Below are 15,694 nucleotides of genomic sequence, written 5' to 3' on the forward strand. Positions count from 1 at the left end.
AATCAACCTGCCTCGGTGTACACACCCGAAGCAGAGCACAGGTCCGTGCGACTGTCCTGCGATAGCTGGCGGGCTCATTTGCGCAGGGTGATCATGAACATGGCACCCTCCCGGGTATTCGCCACACTCAGTGTCCCGCCCATATTTTTTTCGATGATTTCCTTGGCCATATAGAGGCCGATTCCGGTGCCATGTCCAGGGCCCTTGGTGCTGAAGTACGGCTCAAAAACCCGGTCGATGGGGTCCGTGGAAATACCGCCCGCATTGTCTTCGATACTCAGCATACACTCGGCATCCCGTCCCTCAATCCTCACGCGGATGGCGGGATGCGCAACGTGCCTTTCAACCAGCACATCCCTGGCATTATTGATGATATTGATCAGCACCTGAGCGTACTCATTGGGATATCCGGAAACCCGGCCATGCTGACAGGGGAGGTGCTCTATGCTGACCGTTATGCCATGAGTTTTCAGGCTGGCATCGATCAAAGCCAGGGAGCGCTTCAGCACCCCTTCCGGGCAGAAGGGCACCTTCTCGCGATCGGGCTTGAAGAAGTTGCGGAAGTCGTCGATGGTGCGTGACATGTAATCGATGGCCTCCATGGACTTACTCACCATGCTGTCAAAATACGCATCGGTGAGTTCGCCGAATTCGCGGGCGTCCTGAATCTCCTCCAGGGTGGTGGACAGCGAGGTGAGGGGCTGGCGCCACTGGTGGGCAATATTGCCGATCATCTCGCCCATGGCAGCCTGACGTGACTGGATCAGCAGCAGCTTGTCCTTTTCCCGCAGCCGTTCCTCGGCGCGGAAGCGCTCGCTGATGTCATAACAGGTGCCGATAAACCCAGCGAAAACATCATCGAGGTCGTAGATGGGCCGTCCAACGTCGAGAATTTCCCGGTATTCGCCGCTGTGGTGGCGCAGCCGGTATTCCAGTTCAAAGTTTTCCCGGGCATGGAAGGCCTTCCAGAAAGCCTCGGTGTAGCGGTCGTAGTCATCGGGGTGAATGAGCTGATTGATGTTGCCCTCAAAGGGAGTACTGACGTCGGTGGGAATAAACGCCAGCCAGGTGCTGTTGAAGTAGTCGTAGTGGCCCGCAGGCCCAGTACGCCAGACCATGGTGGGAAAGTTGTCCAGCAGCGAGAGGAAAAAGCTGTGGGAGCGTCTGATGCCGTCCTCGTTGCGCTTGCGGGCGGTGATATCACGACACACCGCCAGCACCGTATCAAAGCACAGTGCCGTCTCAGAATCGAAGACGATGTCACACTCCAGATCGATTTCCGGCGTAATCTGGCACTCAAAGTACTGCAACTCCACCATGCCCATATAGCTGAACTCAATGACTTTGGGAATGCCACTGGTAAAAACATCCTCGATGGAAAGACGCAGCAGCTTCTCGATATCATCGGCGAAGCTGATCTGCTGCAGGGTCTTTCCGCTGAAATCCTCTCGGGCAAAACCCGTTGTCATTTCAAAGGCGATATTGGCAAAGAGAATGCGCCCGTCGCGGTCAAAGCGGAGAACCAGATCCTGGGTGTTTTCCACCAGCGCGCGGAACTGCTTTTCCTGCAGAGCCAGCAGGTGGCGGGACTGCTCCTGAGTGGTGACATCGCGAACCACCGCCAGATAACCGCAGCTGCCACTGGCACTGCCGCGCATCTGGCTTACCAGCGCCAGGTAGTGGCGTTTCTGACCATGGAGGTCAAGGCTGTAGGAAAACTGACTGGGAAGGCCGGTGGCATTGACCTCATCCAGGGCCTGCTCCAGCTTGCAGGATACTGCCGCTGGGAGAACCGACTGAAAGTGTTTCCCCAGGAACTTTTTCGGCGAGCTGAGCAACGACTCGGGATCGGGAGCATGAAAGCTGCGGATGCGTCCATCCTGGTCAAAGACAAAGAGAATATCCTGCATGGATGCCACCAGCGAGGAGAGTTCCGTCTCCCGCTCCTGCAGGTTGCTCTCCGCCCGCTTCCGCAGCTTGCGAAAGTGCATCAGCAAGTTAATGATGACAAACTGGCCGACGACCAGAACGCCAAGGACGATGATAAACAGCGTCGCCTGGTGCTGCTGACGATCCAGGGTCCGTGTGTGTTCCGTGATATCGTTGATCACGCCGGTGAGCACGTTGGTAAAGGGATCATAACTGGCAAAGATGCGCACGAAAGCGCTTTTGCCATCAGCCCGGGTAATTTGCAGCGTCTGTTCACTGCGCATACCAAATTCCAGCAGGTTCTGGTGAAAGTGGTCCAGGGTGATGCGATCCTCGGGCACCACCATGGCGTGAAGTTCGTCATAGGAGATCTGCTGGTCCCCAATGCCCAGTATGGCCGCCGCCCCCTCGGTGAGGAAAATCCGCATGGAGTTTCGATCCAGTGTCCAGTGCCCGAATCCCGCAATCTGCTCGGCAAAGCGATCCTGGGTGTAGACTCGATCCAGCAGGTAGATCAGGTCACTGCCAGCGGAGAGATCCCTGACCGTCGAAAGCCGAACCTTTCGGCCCTGTCGCTCAAACAGCCAGGTAAAAACCTCCACCTGCCGGATTTCCCCCGAAGCCAGGCGGTGTTGAAAGTGCGCATACTGCGTAGGTGCCTCACGATGCAGCTGCAGTGCCCGCTGCGCCGAGGCATCGGGCAGAATATTGATCTGTCCCATGTGCATCCGGCGCAGGGTATCAATATCATAACCGTAGAAATCCACAGCCGCCTGATTGGCATCCAGAATAGTGCGCGTCTGTTCATCAATCAGCAGCATGACCGAACCATGCTTGAGGAAAGCACCATAGGTGAAGAGCTCTTCGCCTGAGGCCACAGACAACGACATGCAGAGCACGATACAGATCAAAGGTATACGCATGATCCTCTCACCACTTTCATTTTCAGTGAGCCCGAACCTGTGTTGTACCTGTTCCGAGAAAGTCTCTGCAATATCTTTTTATCAACTTATTCCATGGCAAATTACCCATTCTTTACCCATGCTTCCAGTAGGAATGCAGAATATATTCAGCGTACCGTTTTCCAGGCCATTCAGGCATGCAGCCATTTTTTCATTTTCCCCGTGCCATTCCCCGCCTGGTGTGCGAGAATTTCCGGAACTCCTCACGATGGCAACAGCTTGCTGAAATACTTAAAAAATACGCAGGCAATTGAAAAATGCTCAGGTGCAAGGCGCTCGCGGAGCGTGGAATGAAGCGTACTTCCCGTACGTTGCAATGACGCGCGACGGCGGGCAACACCGCAGATGAGGGTTTTTCAGCAGCCTGCTGAACCTTTTCCCGCCATTCCGGGAGCACACCAAGTGGCCGGGGAAGTTCATGGATACGCTTACGAATGGCATCACACCTCCAACACTCAAGAGTACCGGAAAGCACCATGCGGAAACTGAGCCAAGCCATCTGCCTCAAGCCAGCCGAGGCCCTTATCGGTGAACATCCTCAGACCATCTACACCATCCTTGGCTCCTGCGTCTGCGTGATCATGCACAGCCCACGCCTGAAGATCACCGGCATCACCCATGCCCTGATGCCCTCCATCGGCCAGGCCAGCACCACCACTCCCCTGAAGTACGCCGATGGCTGTGTGCGCTTTCTCCATGACGCCTTCCGCTCCCGTGGCGTCAAACCCCACGAACTCACCGTCAGCGTCTTTGGCGGCAGCCGTATGGCAAACCAGCCAAGGCGTCACGCCTGGATAAGCGTCGGAGAGCTCAATGTGGAAGTTACCCTCACCCTGCTGCGCGAACTTGGCTACCCCATCAGCCACCAGGAAACCGGAGGCATCAATGGCCGTAAAGTCTTCATCAACTGCGCCAGCGGAGAGGTTCTGCTCAAACGCCTGCCCACGCTTCCCGAGTGCCTGTGACAGGAGAGTTGCCGATGCAGACACTTTTCTTCCGCCCCCGCTGAATGGCTTTGACAGTAACGCCCGCTTTCGGTAAAAGAAACAGCAACAGATTCCGGTGTCTGGCACTGCCCGTGTCAGATGAAAAGGGAAGCGGGGTGCAACTCCCCCACGGACCCGCCACTGTGAGCGACGACGACGGATCACTTTGCCACTGGCCTCTCAGGTTGGGAAGGCGATCGGGAGGATGAATCGCAAGTCAGGAGACCTGCCGGAATCACACAGGCCTGCACGGCAGACCTGTGTACTCAACCCTTCCCGGGTATGGAAGGTGGGTGCCGGTTCGGACATTTTCGGGTTTTGCTCGCAACGTGTACCTCCTGTGTTCCCCTGCTTGCCCGGGATACAACGCAGGAGGCTTTTTCATGCCAGCTTTTTTTGCTTGTATCCCGCTGTCAGTCTTACCATGGCAGCGGATGTTTCCCCCGAATTCCCCTGGTGCCGCCCGAACCGTCACGGACACCACGGGAGGCAACCCGTGATGAAGCCCATCATCGACACCATCACCGCCCCCAGCGCCGAAATCCGCGCTGCCGCCCAGGCCCGCATTGACAGCCTGGCCAAACCCCTGGGCAGCCTGGGCAGGCTGGAATCCATCGCCGCCCAGGTGGCCGCCATCAGTGGCACCATCACCCCCGCCCCCCGCAGGAAGTGCACCATCGTCATGTCCGCTGACCACGGCATCGTGGAAGAGGGCATCGCCTGCGCTCCCCAGGAAGTCACCGCCATTCAGACCATCAACATGCTCAAAAACCTGACGGGCATCTGCGTGCTCAGCAACGCCAATGGAGCCGATGTGCGCGTGGTGGATATCGGCATCAAACCCAACATATCCCACCCCGGCCTGATTGCGCGCAAAGTGCGCCCCGGCACCGCCAACTTCGCCAAAGAAGCGGCCATGGAGCGCCACGAGGCCGAACAGGCCGTCCTCACCGGCATCCAGGTGGTTCAGGAGCTGGCACACGAAGGCTATAACCTGATCGGCACCGGCGAAATGGGCATCGGCAACACCAGCTGCAGCAGCGCCATCTTCATGGCCCTGACCGGAGCCAGCGCCGACGAGGCCGTGGGCAAAGGGGGCGGCATCACCGACGAAGCGCTGGCCCGCAAAAAACAGGTCATCAGCGCCGCCCTGGCCCTGCACCAGCCGGACCCCGCCGACCCCCTGGATGTACTGTCCAAAGTGGGCGGACTGGACGTGGCGGGCATGGTGGGCTGCTTTCTGGGCGCTGCCCACAGTAAAGTCCCCGTGGTGATCGACGGCTTTATCTCCGCCGCCGCCGCCCTGGTGGCCTGCCGCCTCAATCCGCTGGTGCGGGAGTACCTGATCCCCTCCCACCGCTCGGCGGAGCCCGGCTACGTCCGCATTATGGCGGAACTGCAGCTGGAACCCCTGCTGCACCTGGATATGCGCCTGGGCGAAGGCACCGGCTGCCCCCTGGCCTTCGGCATTGTGGATGCGGCCCTCAGTATGCTGAGCACCATGGCCACCTTCGATGAAGCCATGATCAACCGCGACTACCTGGTGGATATACGACCATGAAACACCCCGAATCCGTTCCCCAAAGCGCCATTGTACTGGCGGCCTTCGGCACCACCTACCCCGCCACCCTGGAACCCATCCTGGCCATGCTGCGGGACATCGAGCAGCGCTATCCCGGCATCCCCGTCCGCCTGGCCTTCACCTCCAACTTCATCCGCCGCAAGTGGCATGAGCGCGCCGCCGACGCGGCATATCGCCGTGACCACCCGAACATTCCCCAGCAGATCTTTGCCGTCAAAAACGTGCTGGGCGCCATGGCCGATCTGCAGCATGAAGGCTGCCGCAACATCGTGGTGCAGCCCGTGCTGATCGTCGATGGCGAGGAATACCGCGACCTGGTGGCCTGCGTGGAAGCCCTGGGCGCCATCAGGGCCCATAAACCCCACCTGCAGCCCTTCGCCAAAGTCGCCATCGGCAAGCCCCTGCTGGGCTCCTTTCACCACCGTGAGCAGCTTGACGCCCTGGTAGCGGCCCTCAAACCCGATATCGACGCCGCCCGCGCCGCCGGAGCCGCCCTGGTCTACATGGGCCACGGCAACGAACACATGGCCCAGGGCGCCTACTACGAGCTGGAAATTCTGCTGCGCCGCCAGTATGGCATCCCCGTCTGCATTGGCCTGGTGGAAGGCCTGCCCGACTTTGAAACCGTACAGGAAAAGCTGGTCGCCGCCGGAGCGCGCTCCGTGCTCCTGAAACCCCTGATGTACGTGGCCGGAGACCACGCCCGCAACGACATGGCCGGCGACGAAGAGGACTCGTGGCTCACCATGCTTCAGGGCGACGGCTATACCGTGACCACGGTGCTGGAGGGCCTGGGACAGAACCCCGCCGTGCGCCGCATCTTCCTGGATTGCCTGGAGCAGGCCGCGCAGGAAGCCGGAATCGCACTGGAGGGCACCCATGGGTGAACTCATCATCGTGGGCGCCGGTCTGGGCGGCCAGTCCATAACCCTTGCCGGCATCGAAGCCATTCGCAACGCCGAAGTGGTCCTCTACGACCGGCTTATCCATCCCGACATCCAGCAGTACATCGCCTGCGAAGGCCGGGATGTGGGCAAGCGGCCCTACCACGCCCACTGCATGACCCAGGCCCAGATCAACGCCATGATCGTGGATGAACTGCAGCAGGGCAAGCGCGTCGTGCGCCTCAAGGGCGGCGACACCTCCGTCTTCGCCCGCACCATCGAAGAGGTGGAAGCCGCCCGCGCCGTGGGTGCCCGCGTCACCATCATTCCCGGCGTCACCTCGGCCTCATCCCTGGCCGCCAGAGTGCAGAGCGCCCTGACCGACCGGCGCAGCGTGCCGGGAGTGGTCTTCATCACCGGTCACACCAAGGCCGACACTCTGGAAACCAGCTACCGCTGGGACGCCCTGTGCGCCCTGGGCTTTACCATTGTCGTCTACATGGGCGTCAAAAACATACCCACCATCCGCCAGCAGCTGCTGTCACACGGCATGGCCCCCTCCACGCCCATCCTGATCGGCCAGAGCCTGGAAACCGCACAGGAACGCATCTTCACCACCACCCTGGACGACGTGCTCACCTGCATCGACAGCCAGCGCGTCAGCCACCCGGCCACCATCATCATCGGTGATGTGGCCATGTTTTCGGCACTCTAGATGCTCCCCCAGGGGTACGTGCAGATCTATACCGGCAACGGCAAGGGCAAAACCACCGCCGCCCTCGGCCTGGCGCTGCGCTGCGCCGGGGCCGGAGGCAGAGTTTTCTTCTGCCAGTTCCTCAAGAAGGGCGATTCATCGGAGTGGGCCGCCCTGCAGCAGCTGCAGCAGCGCATCACCCACCGCGCCTTTGGCAGCGGGAAGTTCATCCGCGGGGAACCTGCGGAAGAAGATCGCCAGCTGGCACGCGCTGGCCTGGAGGAAGCCCGCCGCGCCCTGCAGTCGGCAACCTATGATCTGGTCGTCCTCGATGAACTCATCGCCGCCCTCAACAGGCAGCTGGTGAGCCGCGCGGAGATACAGGAGCTGCTGGCTCTGCGGCCAGCGCACACCGAACTGGTGCTGACCGGCCGCAATGCCCCGGACTTTCTGCTGCAGCAGGCCGATCTGGTGAGCGAAATGCGCGAAGTGAAGCACTACTTTCAGCAGGGAGTAGCAGCGCGCAGGGGAATGGAAAAGTAAGGACAAAACATGCAGCAAGGCAACCATGGCGGCAATATCTTCCAGGCAGCGGCCTTCATCGGGTGCGACCCCGGAGATATTCGCGACTACAGCTCCAATGTGGCCGACTGGCAGCCCGAAGGCATCGCGGACATTGACCTGCCCGGCCTGTTGGCCCGCCTTCCCGAACCCCACAGCCAGACCCTGAAGGCCGCCTGCGCCGCAGCCTCTGGCCTCAGTTCACAGCAAGTGTGGGTCACCGCCGGAACCACCGAGGCCATAGAACGCATCTGCCAGCTTTACGGCGGCAAGCGCGTCACCATCCTGGGGCCAACCTACAGCGACTACGCCCATGCCGCGCGCCAGTACAACCTCGACATCCACATGCTCCTGGCAGAGCCGCAGCACGGCTTTCGTCACGACTTCGCCACCCTGAACGTGGACGGTGACCTGTGCTTTCTGTGCAACCCCAATAACCCCACCGCCACCACAGCCTCCCGCCAGGAAGTGCTCTCCCTGGTACAGCGCCACCCCCGAACCCTGTTTGTGGTGGATGAGTCCTACCTGCCCTTCCACTGCGACGAAGCCGCGCTGACCCTGGTGCCCCACCTGACACCCAACCTGCTGGTGCTGCGCTCATTCTCCAAAATCCATGGCATTCCCGGCCTGCGCCTGGGCTTTGCCATGGGTGGCAGCGCCGATCTGCTGGAAAAACTTGAAAGCCGGTGCTCCCTGTGGAGTGTCAACAGCATCGCCCAGGAGATGGGAATGCGCCTGCTGAGCGCAGACAGCACCCGCGTCGCCCGAACCATGGCCAAGCGTCGGGACTCCATCTACCGGGAACTTGCCGCCTTCCCCTGGCTCACCCCCCTGCCCTCGGCGGTGAACTTCCTCCTCTGCCAGCTCCACGGACGCGACGCCAGCCACCTCTTCCGGCACTGCCTGCAGCAGCGGGTGCTGATCCGCGACTGCAGCAACTTTGCCGGACTGGACAGCTCCTGCATCCGCTTCAGCATCAAGGAGGATATGCGGCCTCTCTCCCAAGCATTTGCGAGCTTCTGAATCCTGGCAGGCCTTGCACATACCGCCAATCAGGCTGACAATGGAAAACCCCGTGTGACAGGCACCCATATGAAGGAGCGTGTATGAATCTGATGCTTTTTGTAAGCCTGAACCTGTTGAGCCTGGTGCTGGCCTTCATGCTGGACCAGTGGCTGGGCGACCCCCACTCCAGCCTCCACCCCGTCTGCCTGATGGGCCGCCTCAACCGCTGGCTGGAAACATTTCTGCACCCGTGGGGCTTTTTCGGCGGCCTCCTGCTGACCCTCTTCTCCGTCACCATGGCCAGCCTCCTGCCCGCCATAGCGCTGTACCTCAGCTGGCAGTGGCACCTGCTGGCCTATGTGGTCGTCAATACCCTCATCATCGCTATCTGCATCAGCAGCAAATCCATGGAAGAACACGCCCTGGCAGTCCACACACCCCTCGCCGCCGGAGAGCTGGAAAATGCCCGCCACGCCCTCTCCATGATCGTCAGCCGCCATACCAGCGAACTGGACGAAACGGAAGTGGCACGCTCCACCGTGGAATCCGTCGCCGAAAACTTCACCGACGGCGTGCTCTCCCCCGCACTCTACGCCGCCCTGGGGGGAGGAACCGCCGCCATGTTCTTCAAAGCCATCAGCACCCTGGACTCCATGGTCGGCTACCGCAACGAACGCTACCAGCACTTCGGCACATTCGCCGCCCGCTCCGACGACCTGCTGAACTTCCTGCCCGCCCGCCTCAGCATCCTCGTCATCGCCCTGGCCACCCTGTTTACCCCCAGAGCCTCGGCAGCCGGAGCCCTTCGCGCAGCAGCCCGGTACCGCAAAGCCCACCCCAGCCCCAACTCCGCCCACAGCATGGCCGCCTTCGCCGGAGCCCTCGGCGTGCAGCTGGGCGGCCCCGCCACCTACCACGGCCAACGCAAGGAAAAACCCTGGATCGGCGATGGCACAGAACCCCTGAACGCCCAGACCATCCAAAACGCCACGCGCCTGTTCAGCGCCGCCACCATCGTGGTGATGTTTCTCGCCGTCGCCATATTCGGCATCACCTGGCACCCTGCCCACTGCTGTAGGGGGGGAACCGCGAATGGGGGAGATATCACGCAAAGACCGTGGGGAGGGGAAACCGGAAGAGCTTAACCACGGAAGGCACAGAAGTTACCGCGAATGGACGCGAATAAACGCGAATGGAAAGGCAGGATCTCACGCCCGTTCGCTGCGCTCACTCAAGGCGCAGAGCACGCAAAGGAAAGGCAGTAAGAAATTGGCCCCGTAAAGCTGTATAGAAAGTTGGTGTCCAGAAACGTGCAGGTTTTGTCCAATTTATGCGTTATTTATTGCTTACAACGCCACTTATTCAATATTGCGCTGCGCTTCAGAAAATCGTGCTCATACTTAGAGCTTGTCCATAAATAATTATTGACCATTATGATAGTTTGCTATAGAATGATTCAGTGAGAGATCATTCATGGCGGTGATTTATGTCTAAAGTGCAATCATGGGAAGTCTCAGATGCTTTCTGGCAAAGAGTTGAGCCTTTGCTGCCAATCCATCAAAGAGATCTTGACAAGGTCTACAAGCGCAAGCCTGGTGGTGGGCGCAAGCGACTTAACCCCAGGAAGGCGTTTTCCGGCATTGTCTATGTTCTGCGCACCGGTTGTCAGTGGAAAGCGATACCCAAGGAGCAGTTTGGTTGCGCAAGTGCCGTGCACAAGTACTTCATTGAGTGGAGTAAGGCCGGTGTATTCGAAGCTATTTGGCGTCAAGGGCTGGCTGAGTATGACGAGATGGAGGGAATTGCCTGGGAGTGGCAAAGCATAGATGGCGGAATGTACAAAGCACCAATGGCTCTTGAAACCGTAGGGAAGAACCCGACGGATCGGGGAAAAAACGGAGCAAGCGTCATGTCCTGGTGGACGGTCGTGGCGTCCCGTTGTCCATCGTCGTAACCGGAGCGAACCGGCATGATGTGAGCCAGCTTGAAGCTGTTCTTGATGGCGTAGTCTTCGAGAAGCCTGCAGAGCAGGAGCAGCATCTTTGCGCAGATTGTGGCTACAAGGGAAAGCAGGCGCTCAGCAGCATTCTTCAGCGACGGATACATACCCCATGTAAAGCAGCGAAAAGAAGAGATCGAGGACAAGAAGCGTGACCCATCAAAGAAGGCGAGGCGCTGGATAGTGGAAGCATCTATTTCCTGGTTCAACCGTTTCAGGAAGATTCATGTGCGCTTTGAGAAGCTTGAGGTCACTCACTACGGGTTGACGTGTCTTGCGGCAGCCATAATCACATACAGGAAAATCGGCGTAATTTATGGATAAGTTCTTAAGCTCATGGCAGGTTTCGACGTACTCGTGTCTTAGGGCCTCGTATGGTTGACTGTTGTACTCCTTCCTAAACCACTCCCGTTCTTCTGCCGTTGGTTCATCCAAATATTCCTCGACTTCCCAAAGATAATCTTGTTGGTCTCTATTTGATGAGTGCCAAATATCCAGTTCTTCAATTGGTTCTTGAAACAAGAATGGCAGCATATATAAATTGCTAAGCATTGCAATTTGCAGTCGATGCCTGGCTTGTTCTTCGTGACCCGCCCTGAATTCTGCAAGCGCCCAATACAAATCAAATATTGGCTCGCCTATATCATCAGGAAATTCTGATTCAAACCAAGAATAGAAATCTAGGCCTTCCCTCTTTTTCCGTGCCCTCCGTGTTTTCCGTGGTTAATCTCTCCCCGCCTTTCCTTTGTGACTTTGCGAGCTTGGTGTGAGATATGCCTTTATGGTTCTTTGCTTTTATTCGCGTTTATTCGTGCCCATTCGTGGTTAAATCCTCTTTTCTCCCTGCCTTCCCTGGCGAGCTTCGCGGCTTGGCGTGAGGTATGTCTTTCCCTTTTTTTCCGTGCCCTCCGTGCTTTCCGTGGTTAATCTCCCCGCCTTTCCTTTGTGCCTTTGCGAGCTTGGCGTGAGATATGCCTTTATGGTTTTCTGCATTTATTCGCATCCATTCGTGGTGAACCCTCTTGCTGCCAGCTATCCCTCTCCCCTACCGAAACTCCCGGCGCTGCAGTATGGCTGTCGACAGATACCCCGCGTCCTGGGGCGGGGTCTGGGTCAGCAGGTCGTACACCTGTTCTTCGGGCAGGGTGATGCGCTGGAACAGGGAGGCGTAGGCCAGGTCGGCCTGTCGCACAAACTGGCACAGGGCGGGCAGGCGTTTGTGGACTTTCATCAGCACGACGGAACTGAAGCGTTCCAGCAGGGCGGGGAGTTCGTCCAGGGTTTCGGGCATTTCGATGACGCAGAAGGAGCCGTCCTTTTCGCACAGGGGGAGGCTCTGGGAGTTGGCTGCGGCGGAGTAGGCGGAGACGCCGGGCACCATCTCGGTGGCGATTCCCTGGGCCAGCAGTTTGTCGCGCAGGTAATTGAAAGTGCTGTAAACGGGCGTGTCGCCTATGGTAACGTAGCAGACTCGCTTTCCGGTTGCGGCCCAGCGGGCCATTTCGTCTGCCAGTGCGCTGTAACGGGTATCGAGATCGGCTTTGTTGCCGGTCATGGGAAAGTGGTACATGTGAATTTTTTCGGCGGGAATGTAGCGGGAAACGATGTCGGCGGCGATGCTGCGTCCCGTGATGTCTGACTGTGGCACCACGACCATGTCGGCCTGTTCCATGGCGCGCACGGCCTTGATGGTGACCAGCTCCGGGTCGCCTGGCCCCAGGCCGATACCGCATATCTTTGCTGTCATTTTCTACCTCTGTAAATGGAGTACGATATACTGTGCAGGATACCGTAAACCCTCGTAAAGTGCCATCCATCATGTTCCAGGGCACCGGCTCCGGTGTGGGCAAGAGCCTGATCACTGCCGGTTTCTGCCGTCTGCTGCGGCAGCGGGGGCTGCGGGTGGCACCCTTTAAGTCCCAGAATATGGCCCTGAATGCCGGAGTGACGGCCCATGGGCTGGAGATGGGGCGCGCCCAGATTCTGCAGGCGGAGGCGGCGGGCATTGCGCCCGATGTGCGTATGAACCCGATCCTCCTGAAGCCCCAGGGGCAGTCCTGCTCCCAGCTGGTGCGCATGGGAAAGGTGGCGGGAACCTGCAGCGCACGCGAATACTACACCCTCTCCCGTGAGAATCTGGCCATTGCCACGGCGGCCTATGATTCCCTCTGCACCGAGTACGACATTATCGTCCTGGAGGGGGCGGGCAGTCCGGCGGAGATCAACCTGCAGGGCACGGATATTGTCAATATGCGCATGGCGCGTCACGCCGGGGCGCGGGTGTTTGTGGTGGGGGATATCGACCGGGGCGGCGTCTTTGCCTGGCTCAAGGGCACCTACGACCTGGTTCCCGCCGATGCCCGTCCCCTCATCCACGGTTTTCTCATCAACAAGTTCCGGGGCGATGTCAGCCTGCTGCAGCCGGGTATAGAGATGTTCGCCGACCTGGTGCCGGTGCCGGTTCACGGGGTTCTCCCCTGGCTGCGCCTGAGCCTGGAGGAGGAGGACTCCCAGGATCTGGCTTCGGACCGGGGGAAGGCAGGTGCCACAGTGCATGTTGGCGTGGTGCGTCTGCCCCACATCAGCAATTTCTCTGACTTTGCCCCCCTGAAGGCCATGGAGGAAGTGCGCCTGAGCTACCTGGAGCAGCCGTCGCAGCTGGCGGAGTGCGACCTCGTCATTGTGCCCGGCAGCAAACACAGCCTGCACGATCTGGAATTCCTGCGACGCTCCGGTTTTGCTGCCGCCCTGCAGGAGTATGTCGGCACGGTTCCCATCATGGGTATCTGCGGTGGACTGCAGATGCTGGGGCAGCACCTGGAAGACCCCCAGGGCGTGGAAGGGCTGGCGGGTGGAGCCGCCGGGCTGGGGCTGCTGCCCCTGACCACCGTCATGGCACGGGAGAAGACCCTGCGTCGGGGCAGCTGGGCGGGAGCGGGCCGCTGGCAGGGGCAGGCCCTCAGCGGCTACGAAATGCACGTGGGGCAGTCCCGCATCCACAGCGATGTGGAGCAGCTCTGCACCGATGACCTGTGCCTGTGGGATGGCTCCCGGCGCGTCTTCGGCACCTACCTGCACGGGATCTTTGAAAACGCCGCCAATCTGCGCCTGCTGGCCGGTCTGCTGCGTCTGCCCCTGCCCATCGTGGACTATCAGAGCGAAAAGGAACGCCAGCTGGACCTGCTGGCCCATACCATCGCAGAGCACTGCGACATCGACGCCATGCTGGAGGGGCTGCTGTGAAACTCGTCTACTACCCCTTTCTGGTCAATATCAACGCCAAACGCCTGCTCTTTATCGGTGGCGGCACGGTAGCGGCCCGCAAGATCAATGCCCTGCTGCCCATGGAGCCCGCCATCCGGGTCGTCGCCCCGCGCGTCTGCGATGAGCTGCGCGCCCTGGCAGCCGCCCAAACCATTGAAGTTATCGAGCGCGAAGGGCTTGAGACCGATCTGGAGCAGTGCGACTACGCCTTCTTGTGTACCGACAACCGGGAGCGCAACGCCGCCCTGGCCGCCCATGCCAAAGGGTTGCGCGTGCCGGTCAACGTAGCCGACGACCCCTGGCTGTGCGATTTCCACCTGCCTGCGGTGCATATTGACGAGGATGCCTCGCTGGTTGTCTCCGTCTCCACCCAGGGCAAAAGCCCCACCACCGCCCGCAAGCTGCGGGATCGTATCCGTGATCTGTTGAACCGGGGGGAGCTGCCATGAGGGGCGTGCTGATTGCCGCCGAACGCAGCGGCTCCGGCAAAACCACCATCGCCACCGGCATCGCCCGCGCCCTGAGCCGCCGTGGCCTGCGGGTGGCGCCCTTCAAGTGCGGCCCCGACTATATTGACAGCCAGCACCTGGCCCGCGCCGCTGGCAGCACGGTGGAGAATCTGGATGCGGTCATGCTGACGCAACGTGCCCTGGAGCAGGTCTTCGCCCGTGGCTGCCATGGCCGGGACATGGCCCTGGCGGAAGGAGTGATGGGCCTCTTTGACGGCATTGAACCGCGCCGCTTCGGTGGCAGCTCCTATGACGTGGCCGTGCAGCTGGGGCTGCCCGTGGTGGCCGGGCTGAACGCCTCTTCCTGCTCCTACACCATTGCCGCCCTGCTGCGGGGCCTGCAGAGCCTGTGCCAGGCCACGCCCCTGGTGGGCGTCATCGTCAATCAGGTGGCGTCGAGCAACCACGAACGACTGGTCCGCAGCGCCCTGGAACTGCATACGGATATTCCCCTGCTCGGCTGCGTGCCACGGCAGAGCAGCCCCCTGGCCCCCAGCCGCCACCTGGGCATTGCCACCGCGCCGGAAATGGACGAAAACTATTACGAAACCTGCGCCGACCTGGTGGAGCAGCATGTGGACCTGGACGCCCTGAGCGCCATCCACCTGACCACCGCACCCCAGTGGCAGCCGGAAAATACCCCGCATGCCACCCGCCTCTGCGCCGTGGCGCGCGATGAAGCCTTCAGCTTTTACTACCAGGCCAATCTGCGGGAGCTGGAAGAGCGGGGTTTTGCCCTGCGCTTTTTCTCGCCCCTGGCCGGTGAGACGGTGCCCGAAGCCGACTGCATCTATGTGGGTGGCGGCTACCCCGAACTGCACGCCCCGCGCCTGTCAGCCCAGCATGACCTGCACCAGTGGCTGCGCCAGCACAGCGCCGCCGGACGCCCCCTGCTGGCTGAATGCGGCGGCATGATGCTGCTGACCAAAGGAATCTGGGACAGCCAGGGGCATTTCCACCCCATGGCCGGAATCTTCGACGCCTCCTGCCGCATGACCGACCGGCGCCAGGCCCTGGGCTATGTGCGGGTACAGGAACCGGCCGCCCTGGCAGGGCTGGTGGGCCATGAGTTCCACTACTCCGTTCTGGAAGACGTGCAGGAACCCAGTGCCTTTACGCTGGAAAAGGTGACCAATGGAAAACGCAGCCAGGATGGCTTCATCAGGGGCAGAACCGTGGCCGGATATGTGCACTTTCATTTTGGATCAGAGCCCTCGCTGCTGGACTGGCTGCTGGCAGGCGGCTGAACGCAGGAGGCTCTCACACAAAACCCGCAAAACCCCCAGGAAAGACAGAAGAAGTGTATTGTGAAAGGAAAA

General features: G+C 60.1%; 12 protein-coding genes, 1 pseudogene and 1 riboswitch. Of the genes and pseudogenes, 11 read left to right on the top strand and 2 right to left on the bottom strand.

Annotated features, from left to right (window positions below):
• Positions 1–74 precede the first annotated feature (74 nt).
• On the bottom strand, positions 75–2,852 hold the full coding sequence (locus tag SELIN_RS14045; protein ID WP_013506287.1) for a PAS domain-containing sensor histidine kinase: 2,778 nt from the start codon (positions 2,850–2,852) through the stop codon (positions 75–77).
• A 515-nt stretch (positions 2,853–3,367) separates the two neighbouring features.
• Between SELIN_RS14045 and SELIN_RS14050 the strand changes: the two genes are divergently transcribed.
• The 8 genes and pseudogenes from SELIN_RS14050 to SELIN_RS14725 all read left to right on the top strand — a co-directional run bounded on the left by SELIN_RS14050 (position 3,368) and on the right by SELIN_RS14725 (position 10,926).
• Positions 3,368–3,856 (top strand): chemotaxis protein CheD, encoded by a 489-nt coding sequence (locus SELIN_RS14050; RefSeq protein ID WP_013506288.1) that lies wholly within the window; start codon positions 3,368–3,370, stop codon positions 3,854–3,856.
• Between the two features lie 78 nt (positions 3,857–3,934).
• Positions 3,935–4,125, top strand: a riboswitch (cobalamin riboswitch).
• Between the two features lie 251 nt (positions 4,126–4,376).
• Positions 4,377–5,438 (top strand): nicotinate-nucleotide--dimethylbenzimidazole phosphoribosyltransferase, encoded by a 1,062-nt coding sequence (cobT, locus tag SELIN_RS08660; RefSeq protein WP_013506289.1) that lies wholly within the window; start codon positions 4,377–4,379, stop codon positions 5,436–5,438.
• Positions 5,435–6,346 carry a sirohydrochlorin cobaltochelatase gene (locus SELIN_RS08665; RefSeq protein ID WP_013506290.1) on the top strand — a complete coding sequence of 304 codons (912 nt, stop codon included), beginning with the start codon at positions 5,435–5,437 and terminating at the stop codon, positions 6,344–6,346. Before cobT ends, SELIN_RS08665 begins: the two co-directional genes overlap by 4 nt.
• Positions 6,339–7,058: a uroporphyrinogen-III C-methyltransferase gene (gene cobA, locus SELIN_RS08670; RefSeq protein WP_013506291.1), complete on the top strand. Its 720-nt coding sequence runs from the start codon at positions 6,339–6,341 to the stop codon at positions 7,056–7,058. The genes SELIN_RS08665 and cobA overlap by 8 nt, the downstream gene beginning before the upstream one ends.
• Positions 7,059–7,580: a cob(I)yrinic acid a,c-diamide adenosyltransferase gene (locus tag SELIN_RS08675; RefSeq protein WP_013506292.1), complete on the top strand. Its 522-nt coding sequence runs from the start codon at positions 7,059–7,061 to the stop codon at positions 7,578–7,580.
• Between the two features lie 9 nt (positions 7,581–7,589).
• The gene (locus SELIN_RS08680; RefSeq protein WP_013506293.1) at positions 7,590–8,621 is read left to right on the top strand and encodes an aminotransferase class I/II-fold pyridoxal phosphate-dependent enzyme; all 1,032 of its coding nucleotides are present in this window, start codon (positions 7,590–7,592) and stop codon (positions 8,619–8,621) included.
• Between the two features lie 83 nt (positions 8,622–8,704).
• Complete coding sequence (gene cbiB / locus SELIN_RS08685; protein WP_013506294.1) at positions 8,705–9,748, top strand: adenosylcobinamide-phosphate synthase CbiB; 1,044 nt, start codon at positions 8,705–8,707, stop codon at positions 9,746–9,748.
• Between the two features lie 341 nt (positions 9,749–10,089).
• Positions 10,090–10,926 (top strand): annotated as a pseudogene (locus SELIN_RS14725) (IS5 family transposase).
• 721 nt (positions 10,927–11,647) lie between these two features.
• Here the strand turns inward: SELIN_RS14725 and cobI are convergent.
• Positions 11,648–12,349, bottom strand: a complete 702-nt coding sequence (gene cobI, locus SELIN_RS08700; protein WP_013506295.1) for a precorrin-2 C(20)-methyltransferase — start codon at positions 12,347–12,349, stop codon at positions 11,648–11,650.
• 71 nt (positions 12,350–12,420) lie between these two features.
• Here cobI and SELIN_RS08705 point away from each other — a divergent pair, with 71 nt between their 5' ends.
• Genes SELIN_RS08705 through SELIN_RS08715 form a run of 3 tightly spaced genes read left to right on the top strand, consistent with a single transcriptional unit; the run spans position 12,421 to position 15,622 of the window.
• On the top strand, positions 12,421–13,845 hold the full coding sequence (locus SELIN_RS08705; RefSeq protein WP_343122654.1) for a cobyric acid synthase: 1,425 nt from the start codon (positions 12,421–12,423) through the stop codon (positions 13,843–13,845).
• Positions 13,842–14,315: a precorrin-2 dehydrogenase/sirohydrochlorin ferrochelatase family protein gene (locus tag SELIN_RS08710; protein WP_013506297.1), complete on the top strand. Its 474-nt coding sequence runs from the start codon at positions 13,842–13,844 to the stop codon at positions 14,313–14,315. The genes SELIN_RS08705 and SELIN_RS08710 overlap by 4 nt, the downstream gene beginning before the upstream one ends.
• On the top strand, positions 14,312–15,622 hold the full coding sequence (locus SELIN_RS08715; RefSeq protein ID WP_013506298.1) for a cobyrinic acid a,c-diamide synthase CobB: 1,311 nt from the start codon (positions 14,312–14,314) through the stop codon (positions 15,620–15,622). The genes SELIN_RS08710 and SELIN_RS08715 overlap by 4 nt, the downstream gene beginning before the upstream one ends.
• Positions 15,623–15,694: the final 72 nt, after the last annotated feature.

Origin of the sequence: Desulfurispirillum indicum S5, assembly GCF_000177635.2 — a bacterium.
Taxonomy (GTDB): domain Bacteria; phylum Chrysiogenota; class Chrysiogenetes; order Chrysiogenales; family Chrysiogenaceae; genus Desulfurispirillum; species Desulfurispirillum indicum.

Excerpts from the sequence above, each read along its gene's own strand:
- SELIN_RS08715 (WP_013506298.1), top strand. The coding sequence starts at position 14,312 with ATGAGGGGCGTGCTGATTGCCGCCGAACGCAGCGGCTCCGGCAAAACC.
- SELIN_RS08680 (WP_013506293.1), top strand. The coding sequence starts at position 7,590 with ATGCAGCAAGGCAACCATGGCGGCAATATCTTCCAGGCAGCGGCCTTC.
- cobA (WP_013506291.1), top strand. The coding sequence starts at position 6,339 with ATGGGTGAACTCATCATCGTGGGCGCCGGTCTGGGCGGCCAGTCCATA.
- cobI (WP_013506295.1), bottom strand. The coding sequence starts at position 12,349 with ATGACAGCAAAGATATGCGGTATCGGCCTGGGGCCAGGCGACCCGGAG.
- cbiB (WP_013506294.1), top strand. The coding sequence starts at position 8,705 with ATGAATCTGATGCTTTTTGTAAGCCTGAACCTGTTGAGCCTGGTGCTG.
- SELIN_RS08705 (WP_343122654.1), top strand. The coding sequence starts at position 12,421 with ATGTTCCAGGGCACCGGCTCCGGTGTGGGCAAGAGCCTGATCACTGCC.
- cobT (WP_013506289.1), top strand. The coding sequence starts at position 4,377 with ATGAAGCCCATCATCGACACCATCACCGCCCCCAGCGCCGAAATCCGC.
- SELIN_RS14050 (WP_013506288.1), top strand. The coding sequence starts at position 3,368 with ATGCGGAAACTGAGCCAAGCCATCTGCCTCAAGCCAGCCGAGGCCCTT.
- SELIN_RS08675 (WP_013506292.1), top strand. The coding sequence starts at position 7,059 with ATGCTCCCCCAGGGGTACGTGCAGATCTATACCGGCAACGGCAAGGGC.
- SELIN_RS14045 (WP_013506287.1), bottom strand. The coding sequence starts at position 2,852 with ATGCGTATACCTTTGATCTGTATCGTGCTCTGCATGTCGTTGTCTGTG.
- SELIN_RS08665 (WP_013506290.1), top strand. The coding sequence starts at position 5,435 with ATGAAACACCCCGAATCCGTTCCCCAAAGCGCCATTGTACTGGCGGCC.